This window comes from Kitasatospora sp. NPDC048715 (genome assembly GCF_043198905.1).
Classification (GTDB): Bacteria; Actinomycetota; Actinomycetes; order Streptomycetales; family Streptomycetaceae; genus Kitasatospora; species Kitasatospora lactacystinica.
This window is the reverse complement of record NZ_JBICVH010000026.1, coordinates 61,554-73,804: the sequence shown is the minus strand read 5'-3', so window position 1 is coordinate 73,804 and position 12,251 is coordinate 61,554. Positions and strand designations below refer to the sequence as shown.

The following is a 12,251-nucleotide window of genomic DNA, read 5'->3' as shown; positions in this document are numbered from 1 at the left end:
TTGGCTGCCTCAGCGACGACGACCAGGAACCAGGGTCACCATCTCCCTGGCCGCCGGCATCGCAATGGCAACCGCACCGGCCAGCAGCTCAAGGATGCTGGCGGTCGGGGTCCCGGTGAGAGCCAGAACCGCGGCGAGGAGCACGATCACAAGCACGATGGCGACTGGAGCCGGCGGGAGCATCCTTCGATTGCGCCAACGGGGCGCCCCGGTGGAGCACCGGAGCCCGGTCAGGTTCTGGCGGTTGTTCTTCATCATTTCCTCCCTGGCGGCGAGGCGGGCTGGAGCGGTCGACGGATGCCAACGTGTCGGTCCGTCAGGCCGCCTGTGTGTCCCCGATCCTGCTGCCGGGGAGGCTGCTCCAGCAATGATGATCATGGTCCGAGCGCTGCGTTGATGTGGGTGCGTCCCAAAACGGGGTGAGCGTCCAGGATTTTTGGAAGCATGATCGAAAAGGGGGTCGCTGATACATCTGCCCAGGTCGGCAGATTTGATCTTGCCGAGTCGGTCGGAGTTGATGCACATCTGTCCGCAGCATCGGGTAAGGCCCTCACTGAGGCAGGGGCCTGGGCGTCGGTGCGGTCCACATACGCTGTCGCGTTCAGCAGGTCGGGCCGACCAGTTCCCCGACCGACGACAGGCGAGAGACCTCGGGCCACGCTCGAACGGAGAGCGAGAGCCTTATGCAGCGCAGCGCGCGGTGACCGGACGGCCAGCCATGCGCTGGGTCTCGGTCTGGTCGAGATTGCTGCCGTGTACGGCGCCCGTCCTCCTTCGGGCCGGCGTTGGCTCAGGCAGCCGGCGCGCGGCTGGACCGGCGCCGATGGAGGCGACCCCGCAGTGGGCATCCGCACGGTCAAGCGCAGCAGCCAGGGCGACGACGGCGTCGTCGGCGGAGTCCTTGAGGAGGTGGCCGTAGAGGTCGACGGTGATGGCAAGGTTGGAGTGGCGCAGGGTCTTGGAGACGACGGCGAGGGGGATGCCGGCGGCGATCATGATGCTGGCGGCGGTGTGCCGAAGATCGTGCAGGCCGATCTTGGGTAGGTCGAGTTCGGCGGTGCGCTTGCGGAGCTGGTCGAGGACCCACTGCGGGCGCAGTGGGTCGCCGTCCGGGCGGGCGAAGACCAGGCCCTCCAGCCGGCCGTGGGGATGGGCGGCCATCTGGAGGGCGGCCTGGCGGTGGAGGGCGGCCATGACTCTGGGGGAGAGGCTGATCCAGGCGCGGCTGGCTTCGGTCTTGGGCTTGCTGAGGTGGATCTTCCCGTTGTTCACGGCGGTCAGGGTCCAGCGGACGTAGAGCTGGCGGTCCATGAGGTGTACGTCGGACCAGTGCAGGGCGAGGATCTCGCCGCGGCGCATGCCGGTGCCGAGCATGACCTCGAACAGGTCGGTGAGCCGGTCGGCGTAGTGCGCCGCGTTGTGCCGCAGGAACGCCGCAGCCTGGTCGGGGGTCCAGCAGACGCGTACGGCGGCGCGGGGCTTGGCGGGTACGGAGTGCTTGGCCGGGTTGTAGCGCAGCCGCCACGTCCGCACCGCATGGTTCAGGGCATTGCGCAGCATCGCCACCGCGTGGTGAACGGTGGTGCGCCCGCGGCCGGCGGCGAGCTGCGCGCTCACCCAGGCGTCAATGTGCTTGGGCCGCAGGTCGACGAGCAGCATGCCGCCGAACGCGGGGACCAGGTCGCGCTCGATGCACGCCCGATAGCCCGCCCAGGTGTTCGGGGCCAGCGCCGGCCGCTTCGCCTCCAGCCACTCGTACAGGAACAGCCCGACGCGCAGGCTGCGGTCCTCGTACACACCCCGGTACTCGGCATCCAGCACCCGCGCCATCTCCCGGGCCGCCTCCGCCCGGCTGGCGAACCCGCCCCGCCGCCGAGTCCGGCGCTTGCCATCCTCCCGGGCCAGGTCCACCGCGTACGTCCACCGGCCATGCGCAGTATCGGCGGCCAATCGTGGACACCACGAACCCAACTGCTTCCCGCTGCTCCCGTCCTTGCACCCGCACCGCCGATACACCCGACCACGCTTGGGACGCTGCGCCATGGGCTCCTCCTTGAACCAAGTGGTGATGGCGTGTCCAGAGTTGCCGGAGTGGTGGGTGTGGCGGCAGAGCGCGCGGGACGGGGCGTGGAGCACGGAAAGATCGACTGGCCGGGACACGCGCTGGCGACACGCCGCGAGGGTGATCACGGAACACGTTCGGTGGGTAGGGCAGCTTGATCGCGAAGCATCGGCTCGCACGGGGTCGCTGCTTGGAAGAGTCGCCGCGGACTGGGAGAAGGCGGTCTGCCGGTCGGCCGTGGGTTGTTGGGCTCGTACAACCCGGAGCATGCGCGGTGCGGTGGCGGCGAGCCTAGGATCGGTCTTCGGAATGCGCCACGGCGAGCGCCGAGAATTCCCGTGAGCCCGCAGGGAATGGGGGACGCCGGGATTTATGATGGCCATTCTCTGGCTGGCCTTCGGCCGGGTCGGATTGATTTCGCTCGGCGGTATGGACTCCCTTCCCGGTGACTTTCTGGCCGATCCGCGGGAATCGCTGGATCCACGGTCGGAGTGGCGCTACCCTGGAGGCATGAACGCCACTCGGACCCTCCGTCAAGCCCCTGACCTGGGGACCAGCTGGGGACCACACGTCATGCGCGCTGCCGCACGAGGTGCGCGAAACGCGCTCATCTGCACGCGCACGATGTGTGTGCGAGCGCAATTCAGGCAGAAATAGAAAAACCCTTCCTGACTGGGGGTCAAGGGGTCGCAGGTTCAAATCCTGTCGTCCCGACAGTGATGTCGGAGCCCCGCTGACTGGACGAAAGTCCAGGCCAGCGGGGCTTTTGCCGTTTCCGAGGCTGGGTCAGCGCACGAGCCGCAGGTGGCGCCCCGGCGACTCCGGCGGGACCACGGGACGAGGGGCTCGGCGGGGTGTAATGGTGGAGTCGGATATTGGAACCTCCGGAATAGGTGGGTCTACTCGTCGAGGTACCGGTGTCTGACGTCGGCAGGCGAGACGAAGAGCTGGCCCTCGCGGACCTGCCACTCGGCCGCCCCATCGACCTCGTGGCTGGCAAGGAACAGGCCCTGGACGAGGTCCCCGTCGTCGTCGGAAGCCGGGATCCGGGCGATTTCTCTGAGCTGGTTCAGGAACCAGTCCAGAGCCGACTCGCGAATGTCGGCGCCGTAGAAGATGTAGTGGGTCCAGTTGATGTGCTGCCGCGGTGTGCCCCATCCGTTGGAGTAGTGATCGTCGGCGTGGGACGAGATGATCTCCTGGATGCTGGCGAGTTGTGTCTCGTTGCACTCCAGCCAGCCTCTGACCGATACGTAAACGCCCATGACATGTCCTTTCTGTAGTCGTCAGTCCTGGGATGTGAGCCGTCGGCTGACGTCGGCCGCGTAGGTGCCCCAGTCGCCGGCTGCGGCTCGCTGCCATTTGACGGCGACGGTGATGTCGATGCCGAGAGTCCGGGCAAGGACTGCGGCGGGGAGTTCGGTGGCGAGCTGGAACAGGGCGGTCGATCGGGTCTCGGCGAGTCGGATGCCGAGTTTGCGGAGGCGTTCGCCCATGGCCCAGACGCTGATCGGACGGCCGGGCTGGCCGCCGGGGAACAGCCAGGGCGAGTCCATGCGTGCGAGGACGGCGTGACTGCGGCGGACCGTGGCCTGCTGGATGGCCAAGTCTGCGACGAGGTCGGGCAGTTGGACCGGGACGTCGCCGAGTCGGATGCGGACCGCTCCGTCGGTCTGCTCGATGTGGTCGACGGTCAGGCGGGAGATCGCTGCGGGCCACTGGGCATAGAGGAGCAAGAGCAGGCCGGCGAGGCGGTCTTCGGTTCGGATGGTGTCGTCGTGGAGCAGACGGCGGGCCGTGGTCCAGCGGGCCTCGTCGTCCATCGGCCGGGAGGGGCCGTTCCATCGAACGGCTGGGAAGCTGAGGTCGCGGGCGATCTTCTGGGAGAGAGCCCAGCGCACGAAGTTGCCTGCTTCCCGGCGGTGGCGGACGTCGTCGCTGGTCATCCAGTGTTCGAGGTCGATCTGGCGGCAGGTGGCGAGAGTCAGGTTTTGGTCGTCGAGCCAGTCGAGGAGGTGGACGGCTGCCCGCAGATGCTGGCGGACGACCGTGAGCTGGGTGTGCGTGATGTCCTTGCCGCGGCTGCGGCGGCGAAGGCGCCGCAGCAGGTGCCAGGTCGCGTATCGGTGTAGGACCTTGCGCCCCTCGACGGTCGCGTGGGAGGCGACGAGATCTCTGACGTGCCGTTCGAGGCGGACCATCTGCTCGTCCCGCTGTGGGAGGGTGCCGGTGGCCACCAGCACGCTGCGGATGTGCTCGACGACCTTGCCTTCCGGGAGTTCGTCCAGAGCCTCATGGGTCAGCGGTCGGCGGCCGGAACCGAGATCGGACAGGACGGTGGCGACGATTCCCTTCGAGAGCCAGCGCATTGCGGTGCCGGCGCGTTCGGTGTTGGCCAGAGCGTCGTGGAGGGCCTGCAGCTTCGGCGATATGGCGCCCGTCTCATCGGCGAGAAGTTGGTGGGTCCGCTGCTTGAGAGTGCAGCGAGGACACGGACCAGATGCTCGCAGCCGCTCGGCTTCGCCGCAGGTGGGACAGGGGCGCCAGAGTTCCGCGTCCGGTGTGGTGCAGGGGCCGCAGACCGGGGTGTCGGCGGTGCCGGAGTGGATGCCGCGAAGCCGTCCGCAGACGGTGCAGCGGGCTTGGCGCCTGTCGCAGCCGCCGCAGCGGGGAAGGCCGGTCAGTTTGGAGAGCGTGCAGGGGGCGGTGCGGCCGCAGAGTGAGCAGGTCAGGACCGGTAGCGGACAGCAGTTGGGACAGAGGGGGCCGTCGGCAGTGCGGGTCTGCACTCGCCGTCGTTCGCCGCAACTGATGCAGCTCTCGGTGTTCGCGGGGTCGGTAACCAGGCAGTTGGGACAGAGCGGACGCCCTTGCTCGTCGCGGGTCGCCGGTTCGCGCCGGGCACCGCAGCGTGCGCATTCCTCGACACGCGACTTGGCGATGCAGTTGCGGCAGACCCGCTGCCCGTCCAACGGCTTGTCGATGCGGACGACCCGGTGGCAGCGGGGACAGGCCGGCCGGACGACCCCGGCGACGCCTGCCTCGTGCAGCAGGTCGATGAACTGCAGGATGGCGCGATGCGGTGCGAGATGGCCATCGCCGGTCAGCAGCCGGGGGTTGTCCTCCAGGGCCCAGACCAGCCTCCGCCGATAGGCGGGACGAGTAGGCACTGACCGATGGAGAGCTTCGGCGATCACGTCACGGTCGACGTCCGGGGAGATCCCGGCGATCACCCCGTGGACGACGTCGGCCGGATCACGGTCGTCGGCGTCGGGACACATCGAACAGCGCGGCAGACCCTTGCGATCCCGGAAGACGAGGCGCCGTGTGTTGCCGCAGGCGGCACATTCCGCGGTCTCCTGGCCGCAGACCGAGCAGTACCAGTCCTCGCCCTGGCGCTGGAGGGTCCGCAGGTTCTTGCCGCACTCGGCGCAGACCGGTGGCGAGATCGCCGAGCCACCTGCCTTGCGGAGTTCGATGAGTAGATCGCCGATCGCCCGCGGTGCCGGGGACCGACCGTCGGTGAGAACGGCGGGCCGCGTCGCCAGGGCCTGCGCGAGGCGGCGCGACTTCGCCCGGCCACCCGCGACCGCGGTGACCACGGCCTGGATGGCGGCGGGTTCGAGATCCTTCTCGACGGCGGCTATCAGATCGGTGATCAGGCCGATCGGGTCGGTGACGGCACGGCCGTGATGGTCAGCGGTGGTCACGGCCGGTCAACACCCCTGATCCTGGCCCGCTTCGGCCGCAGTCCGCCGAGCCCTTCTGCGGGTTCCCCGCCGCCGCCGGCGGCGGCCTTCTTCGGTTTCCTGACGGCTCCGGCCACGGTGATGGGCTCGATGAGGTCGTCCATCGTGCAGTCCAGGATGTCGAGCAGAGCCATGAGGATCTTCAGGCTCAGTCGCTCCGGACGCTCGACGACGAGCCGGTAGACCTGGCTCGACGACAGGGTGATGCCGCGTTCGGCGAGCGGCGGGATGAGGTCGGTGGTGGAGAACATCCCGCGGTCCGCCATGACCTTGCGCAGGTGCCACTGGTAGTCGAGCTTGGCGGCCATCGCCGGATCCCTCCTGTCATGCCCCGGCGAAAGCCGGGGCCAGTGCCTTGTGCAGGGAAGTGTTCATGAAGTCGTCGCTGACGTGCGTATAGATGGCCAGGGAGCTGTCGCACTCGTGGCCGACCTGCTGCTGGATGAAACGCCGGTCCACCCCGTCCTCGGTCAGGTGCGTGACGTACGAATGCCGCAGAGAGTGCGGGACCAGCTCCTTCGGCAGCCCAAGGGCGTCCCGGTACGACTCGAACCGGTCGTTGATCGAGCCGGGCTGGAGCCGCCCTCCCCGCTCGGTGATCCACAGAGCCGGGTGATCGGAGAACCCGAAGCGCGGGCGGACGTTCTCGACGTAGTCCGCAACCGCGTCGACCGCCCAGTCCATCACCGACAGCACATTCCTGCGGCGCGGCGGCTGGCCCTTCTTCGCCTTGCCGTAGCGGACGTTGAGCGTGCCGTACCGGCCGAACTGGCGGGCCTGCGGGTTGCGTCCGAAGTCGACCAGGTCGAGTTTGGAGGTCTCGGTCCGCCGAAGCCCCCATCCGTAGATGACCTTGAACAGCGTGGCGTCGCGGTAAGCCGCCAGGGCGCCCTTGCGCTTGGCCCGCACCGCCCGGTCGACCTGGTCGTCGGCGTAGTCGAGGAAGAGCTGAAGCTGTTCCCGGGTGAACGGCTTCGCCTCCGGGTCACCCTCGTAGTCGTTGAGGTGGGCGATGGTGTTCCACTCGTGGCAGATCGCCATCGGGAAGGTGCCGAAGGCTTCCTCGCAGGCCGGTCCCCAGCCGTAGCGGCCGTCGATGAGGAACTCGCTGAACAGCCGCACAGTGCCCTGGTAGCTGCGGATCGTCGACGGCGCCAGGTGCTTCTCGCCCGTCAGGGACAGCGACCATTCGTCCACGTGGGCCGGTACCCACTGCCACGGGTACTCGTTCGCGAACTCCATGAACCGACGTATGAGCCGTTCCCGGTCCTCGACCGTCTCATCCTTCAGCCCCCGCGACTTCTGCTGAGCACGCCAGCCCCGCAGCATCGCGTCGAACATGGCGTCCTCCGGACGCAGCTGAACTACCCCCGAGACGAGCTCCAGGTGAGCCGACCCGGCCAGGACCACCTTGCGCTGATGCACCACTCCAGACCCTCCCTTCTGGAGGGCAGATCATGCATCAGACGGGATCATCTCCGCAACATGCCTGATCAGGCGGTTAGCTCGTAGGAGCGCTGGAGTCCTTCAGACTCTCGCCGTGACCTGGCGACCTGCAGTTTCTCGCCCGTCTGATGCAACTCCCGAGGGTTGAGATACCGCTGCGTGGTCGTGAGTGATCCGTACCCGGCGAACTTTCGCAGGACGTGCAGCGGCACCCCAGCGTCGGCCATCCACGTCAGCCGCGTGTGTCGGTGCAGGTGCCCGTACTCCAGCTCCACGTTTCTTTGTTCCAGTGGGTGGCGCTCCAAAGAACCGCCGTGTTGATCCGGCCGTCCCGAGGCCCGCTGAACAGCCGAGCCATCGGGTCAGGATCGATCACGTCGAGCCGTCGGGTAGGCAGGTCTCGGATCTCCAGAATCGGCGCCGCCGCCTGTCGGTGCTTCCGCCTGACGCCGTGTCCACCAGGCCGCCCGGGTGTGGTGGTGTGTCGGCACAGATCCCACGTCCACCGCGCACAGTCGATGTCCGTGCGCCGGACACCTGGCGAGCCAGCTAGGTATTGGAGGCAGCCGGTTACCGTACAGACAAGCGAGAGGGATCCCGAACAAGCGGGTTCTGCTCACGCAGTCTCAACGGCGATGCGCGCGAGTAGCTTGAGGAGAGGGAAATCAGCCTCAACGGTCGCAGCCTGAGTGGCATAGTCCTGAATTGCGATGTTCGAGCGGCCGGGGCTGCCATGGGCAAGGCCGTTGCGATGCTTATACAAATTCTCCGCAATATCTGCGTCCCGCATAGAGGTGCGTAGGTGATTAAGCCGATTCAGTGCCAATGATCGGTAGGTCTCGAATACCTCAAAGTCGGACACCGGCTGTCCTGGCAGCGCCATTCCCTTCGTTTTTAGCTCGCCGAAGTTGTACTTCGCTATTTCATTGAGGTGATTCTCGATGAACGTCTTGCCGTTTCTCCCGTCGGCGCATTCCAGGACGCGATAGGTGCAGAGATACGCACCTAGCGTGTCGGTCTGTCGGAGAGCCATGACGTATAGGGCCAACAGTTGCCGACGTCCTCCCGGGAATCGAGCATGAAACTGAGCCAATGGGTCGCCAGTAGCCCCATATCGAAGCCGAAGCGAGTCTGTGAAGCGCAGATCAACCAGGTTCTCGAAGAAGGAGCCAAGTGCCTCCTCGTACTGGCGGTCTCGATCTATCCAAGGGCGATGCATTCCGATCTGTGTGCCCGGAGCCTTCACATGGCCACTGGCGGGGGTTGTCAGGGTAGGGACGTCATGGTCGAAGGCTATGCAGTCGGCGAAGAATGCAGTCTCATCAAGGGGGGCGCCGGAGGTTGCGATCCCATCTACCAGGCGGTATGGAATCAGGTAGCCGTAGCTTTCATCTCTGAGCCCCCACTGCCCAGAACTTGCTTCGAACTCCCAATTGGTCGCAGAACTCTGCAAATTGAAGATTCTGATGACGTAGTCAGCGGCTGGATAGCTCATCACGCTAGGTTAGGGTATGGGCCTCGCCTGATGAGTGGTTGACTGCAAGATCGCTGAGATGACTTGGAATCACGCGCAGGGGCGTGAACGCACAGGACAAGTTCAGTCGAGTGACGTCTTGGACGGCACTCCCTCGCTGAACTAGTGCTGGATTCCACTTTCAGTGGGTATATGTGCTGGTGGAGGGATGGTTCGGTCGGTCAGGGGCGGGTGGTTCCGGGTAGTGCTGCGGGCGCGGCAGGGCCGCGGTTTGGGGCGAGGGAGCGGTGGTTCGCCGGTTGGCGCGGGCGCGGAAGGCGCCGGCGGATCTGGTGCTGCGGGCGCGGATGATCGAGCTGAGTCGGGCGGGGTCGAGGGTGCCCGCGATCGCGGCCAAGCTGATGTGTAGCCAGAAGACCGTGCGGTGCTGGATCCACCGCTTCAACCGGGACGGCCTTGAGGGCCTGGAGGATCTGGGAGGGCAGGGCCGCAAGCGTCGGATCACCGAGGCCGAGCGATCGCGGGTCATCGCCCTGGTCAAGCAGCCACCGCCGGGCCGGCTCACGGTCCAGGCGGGTGGCGACCTGGAGGCGGCGGACCCGGCGGGGCCTCCGGAGTGGACCCTGGACGCGCTGGCCGAGCGGGCACGGGCCGCCGGTATCGAGGTCGGACGCTCGCAGGTCCGCAGGATCCTGCTCGCCGAGGGTGTGCGGTGGCGCCGCACCCGGTCCTGGATCCGCTCCAAGGACCCGGACTTCGAGGGAAAAGGACGCGGATCGTCGGCCTGTACACCTGCCCGCCCGCCGACGCGACGGTCGTCTGCGTCGACGAACTGGGGCCGGTGATCCCGCGTACCTTCCCGCCGGCGCCGGGCTGGTCGCCGGACGGACACCGCATCAAGAACGAGCTGGACTACGGCCGCGGACCGGAGAAGACCTGGGTCCACGGCGGCCTGCGCGTCAACGACGGACAGCAGGTCACCATGACCGCGTCCTCCCGTAACAGCCTCTTCAACCAGCAGTTCCTCCAACTGCTCGAGAACGCCAACCCCACCGGTGGGATCGTCGTCGTCACCGACAACCTGTCTTCCCACAACAGCCTGTCCACCCGGACCTGGCTCGAGGACCATCCCCGGATACGACATGTCTTCATCCCCGTCGGCGCCTGCTGGCTCAACCTCCAGGAAGGCTGGTGGCGCATCTTCCGCAAAGCCGCCCTCGCCGGCCAGTCCTTCGCCGGCCCCGACGAGATCGACCAGGCCACCCGCCTCGCAACCGCCCAGCTCAACGCACGTGCCAAACCCTGGATCTGGGGCAGACCGCCCCCACCAACCCGCAGACTCCGCCGCCGTTTTGTGTACCGCCTTTGAGGAATCCAGCACTGTGCAGTTGTCGGAGCTCGGTTACACGTGGGTCTCGGTCTTCTGCTTGAGGCGTTCATAGGGCGTCTGGCCGCCGAGGGCGCCGTGTGGGCGGTGGAAGTTGTAGTAGTCCTCCCATTCTCGGAGTTTCTCGTTGAGAGCGCCGGTGTCGTCGGTGACGACACCGGCGAGCATGCGGTAGAACTCCTCGGCGTCGATGCGGTGCGAGCGTTCGACCTTGCCGTTGAGGTGCGGGGATGCCAGCTTGATGTACGTGTGGGCGATGCCCTTGTCGAGCACGTGCCAGTGGAAGGCGGACTGGAACTCCGCGCCGTTGTCTGTCTGGATGACCTCCACCCGGAACGGCAGCCGCTCCAGGACGTAGTCCAGGAACTGCACGGCGGTCTTCTGGTCACACCGTGGGTAGATCCGCAGAACGCGCAGCCGGGTGCAGTCGTCGATCGCGGTGAACTGGTAGTACTTGGCCCGGCGCCGGACCTTGGGGGCCTTGCCGGTGACCGGAGCCGGGTCCCCGAACGCCGATCGGTCCGATGAACTTGACGTCGATCTGGACGCGGTTGCCGGGCAGTTGCTTCTCGTAGCGGGTGTGGCGCTTGTCGTGGCGCTTGTAGCGCTGGGACGAGGGGAGCCGGTTCAGCCCCAGCCGTTTGAGGATGCGATAGACCGCGGAGCAGGCGATGTCGATGTCGTGGTACCGCTTGAGGTACATCTGGATCTTCATCGGGCCGAAGTGGTAGTTCTGCCTCAGATAGACGATCTTGTTCACGGTGTCGGTATCGGTGGCGTTCGGGCTGTGGTGCGGCGCGCTGGAGCGGTCGCGCAGGCCCTCGATACCTTCGTCCTGGTAGCGCCGCTGCCACTTGTAGAAGCAGTTGTGGCTGATCCCGTAGTACCGGCAGGTCAGAAAGACGTTCCCGGTGACTTCCTCGGCGTGTCGCAGGACCGCCAGTCGCCGCTGGGCCTGGCGGTCCTGCTGCTGTTGCTGCGAAGGGGGCATGACAGGACTCCGCTGTAGTCGGAGATCCATGTGTCACCAACGTTCGGCAGTTTTATACCTAGGCGGCCATGGACTGGCTGGAGCGGGTGGCGAAGCTGAGACGGTGGACGAACAACGACGTTCGGGCGCCACACAAACCGTTGTTGCTACTGTTACGTGCTGGGCAGCTTCCAGCGCGATGCCGATGATGAACTGATGTACAGCGCTGTCGAGGAGGAGTTGAAACGGCTGCTCGAGGAGTACGGACCGTCCCATCCGACCACCCCCGCGTACCCGTTCCATCATCTGGCCAGTGACGGCGTCTGGGAGGTCAGGACCGACCAGGGACTCGGGAGCCCTGGAAGTGGCATGTGGGTCCTGCGCTCCAGTGGCGGGACCGGGAGGCTCGTGACCGAGTTGCGGACGGCTCTGCGGAAGGAACCTGCGCTCATGGGCCGTCTGGCGCGGGTGCTCCTGGACTTCCACTTCCCGCCGTCACTGCACGCCGACCTGTGCGAAGCCGTCGGCCTCGTGGGGTCGGTGCGGCCGATATCCTCGCGGCCGGCGAGGACGGTGAATTCGGGTGTGCGGTGAAGACGGCAGTGCAGGGTCGAGAACTGTGTTGTCCTCCTGAGACATACTCAGCCGTGGTGTGTTGCATACATCGAGGGGAAGGCCGGTGGAGCCCTCCCAGGACCGTGCCGCAAAGGAAAGCAACTGATGGCCGCGGCGGATAATCAGTGGCGTGGGCGGATGAGTCCTCGTCACGGCTGGCGTGTGAGGGTGGGCGCCCGTAGCTGCTGGCCGGGGCCGAGGGCATCAACTGGTTCAGCTCCTTGGAGACGCTGGTCAGTGCATCAGTCGGGGGCGATCTGGGACCACGCGCTGTTCACCTCCGCCCTTGAGGACTTTTTGGGTGAACGAACAGCGCGGGCTGTCTACCGTCTGACGTGCAGAGATGGCAATGGCCGGACGACTGGGGGCATTGTGCGGCTGGGCCTTCGCCCGGGATGAGAATGATCTCTTGATGTACGTATCGCCGCTGGGCATTGTGTACTGACGGCCGCTTCTGCACGTAGGATCGACGGTACTGTTTGCGGCCCGACAGGCTTCCCGCTGAGGACATGCCCCCAACCCGCACGAATCACTCGTGGTCTGGTCTG

10 protein-coding genes and 3 pseudogenes are annotated in these 12,251 nt (G+C 66.5%); 3 read left to right on the top strand and 10 right to left on the bottom strand.

Going from position 1 to position 12,251, the window contains the following annotated elements:
* Positions 1–9 precede the first annotated feature (9 nt).
* The 9 genes and pseudogenes from ACGFSC_RS38295 to mauJ all read right to left on the bottom strand — a co-directional run bounded on the left by ACGFSC_RS38295 (position 10) and on the right by mauJ (position 8,752).
* Positions 10–258: a hypothetical protein gene (locus ACGFSC_RS38295; RefSeq protein ID WP_359899278.1), complete on the bottom strand. Its 249-nt coding sequence runs from the start codon at positions 256–258 to the stop codon at positions 10–12.
* A 423-nt stretch (positions 259–681) separates the two neighbouring features.
* Positions 682–1,821: a site-specific integrase gene (locus ACGFSC_RS38290; protein WP_359899280.1), complete on the bottom strand. Its 1,140-nt coding sequence runs from the start codon at positions 1,819–1,821 to the stop codon at positions 682–684.
* Between the two features lie 9 nt (positions 1,822–1,830).
* A pseudogene (locus ACGFSC_RS38285) lies at positions 1,831–2,043 on the bottom strand (Arm DNA-binding domain-containing protein); the annotation flags it as partial.
* 918 nt (positions 2,044–2,961) lie between these two features.
* Positions 2,962–3,327, bottom strand: coding sequence for a hypothetical protein (locus ACGFSC_RS38280; RefSeq protein ID WP_359899282.1), 366 nt, complete (start codon positions 3,325–3,327; stop codon positions 2,962–2,964).
* 21 nt (positions 3,328–3,348) lie between these two features.
* The gene (locus tag ACGFSC_RS38275) at positions 3,349–5,772 is read right to left on the bottom strand and encodes a site-specific integrase (protein ID WP_359899284.1); all 2,424 of its coding nucleotides are present in this window, start codon (positions 5,770–5,772) and stop codon (positions 3,349–3,351) included.
* A complete protein-coding gene (locus ACGFSC_RS38270) occupies positions 5,769–6,119 on the bottom strand; it encodes a helix-turn-helix transcriptional regulator (protein ID WP_359899286.1) in 351 nt (116 codons plus the stop codon). The genes ACGFSC_RS38275 and ACGFSC_RS38270 overlap by 4 nt, the downstream gene beginning before the upstream one ends.
* A 16-nt stretch (positions 6,120–6,135) precedes the next feature.
* Complete coding sequence (locus ACGFSC_RS38265) at positions 6,136–7,239, bottom strand: tyrosine-type recombinase/integrase (protein WP_359899288.1); 1,104 nt, start codon at positions 7,237–7,239, stop codon at positions 6,136–6,138.
* Positions 7,240–7,304: 65 nt separating this feature from the next.
* A complete protein-coding gene (locus ACGFSC_RS38260) occupies positions 7,305–7,532 on the bottom strand; it encodes a tyrosine-type recombinase/integrase (RefSeq protein ID WP_392864864.1) in 228 nt (75 codons plus the stop codon).
* Positions 7,533–7,873: 341 nt separating this feature from the next.
* On the bottom strand, positions 7,874–8,752 hold the full coding sequence (gene mauJ / locus ACGFSC_RS38255) for a methylamine utilization protein MauJ (RefSeq protein WP_359899290.1): 879 nt from the start codon (positions 8,750–8,752) through the stop codon (positions 7,874–7,876).
* A 326-nt stretch (positions 8,753–9,078) separates the two neighbouring features.
* Here mauJ and ACGFSC_RS38250 point away from each other — a divergent pair, with 326 nt between their 5' ends.
* Positions 9,079–9,576: a helix-turn-helix domain-containing protein gene (locus ACGFSC_RS38250; protein WP_359899292.1), complete on the top strand. Its 498-nt coding sequence runs from the start codon at positions 9,079–9,081 to the stop codon at positions 9,574–9,576.
* On the top strand, positions 9,573–10,100 hold the full coding sequence (locus tag ACGFSC_RS38245) for a transposase (protein WP_359899294.1): 528 nt from the start codon (positions 9,573–9,575) through the stop codon (positions 10,098–10,100). Before ACGFSC_RS38250 ends, ACGFSC_RS38245 begins: the two co-directional genes overlap by 4 nt.
* Before the next feature lie 33 nt (positions 10,101–10,133).
* On the opposite strand, the pseudogene ACGFSC_RS38240 reads toward ACGFSC_RS38245, so the two are convergent.
* Positions 10,134–11,109, bottom strand: a pseudogene (locus tag ACGFSC_RS38240) (IS481 family transposase).
* Between the two features lie 68 nt (positions 11,110–11,177).
* Here ACGFSC_RS38240 and ACGFSC_RS38235 point away from each other — a divergent pair.
* A pseudogene (locus ACGFSC_RS38235) lies at positions 11,178–11,619 on the top strand (restriction endonuclease); the annotation flags it as partial.
* Positions 11,620–12,251 lie beyond the last annotated feature (632 nt).

What these genes read in the sequence shown, in the direction of transcription:
- mauJ (WP_359899290.1), bottom strand. Translation starts at nt 8,752, where the DNA reads ATGAGCTATCCAGCCGCTGACTACGTCATCAGAATCTTCAATTTGCAG.
- ACGFSC_RS38295 (WP_359899278.1), bottom strand. Translation starts at nt 258, where the DNA reads ATGATGAAGAACAACCGCCAGAACCTGACCGGGCTCCGGTGCTCCACC.
- ACGFSC_RS38280 (WP_359899282.1), bottom strand. Translation starts at nt 3,327, where the DNA reads ATGGGCGTTTACGTATCGGTCAGAGGCTGGCTGGAGTGCAACGAGACA.
- ACGFSC_RS38250 (WP_359899292.1), top strand. Translation starts at nt 9,079, where the DNA reads ATGATCGAGCTGAGTCGGGCGGGGTCGAGGGTGCCCGCGATCGCGGCC.
- ACGFSC_RS38270 (WP_359899286.1), bottom strand. Translation starts at nt 6,119, where the DNA reads ATGGCCGCCAAGCTCGACTACCAGTGGCACCTGCGCAAGGTCATGGCG.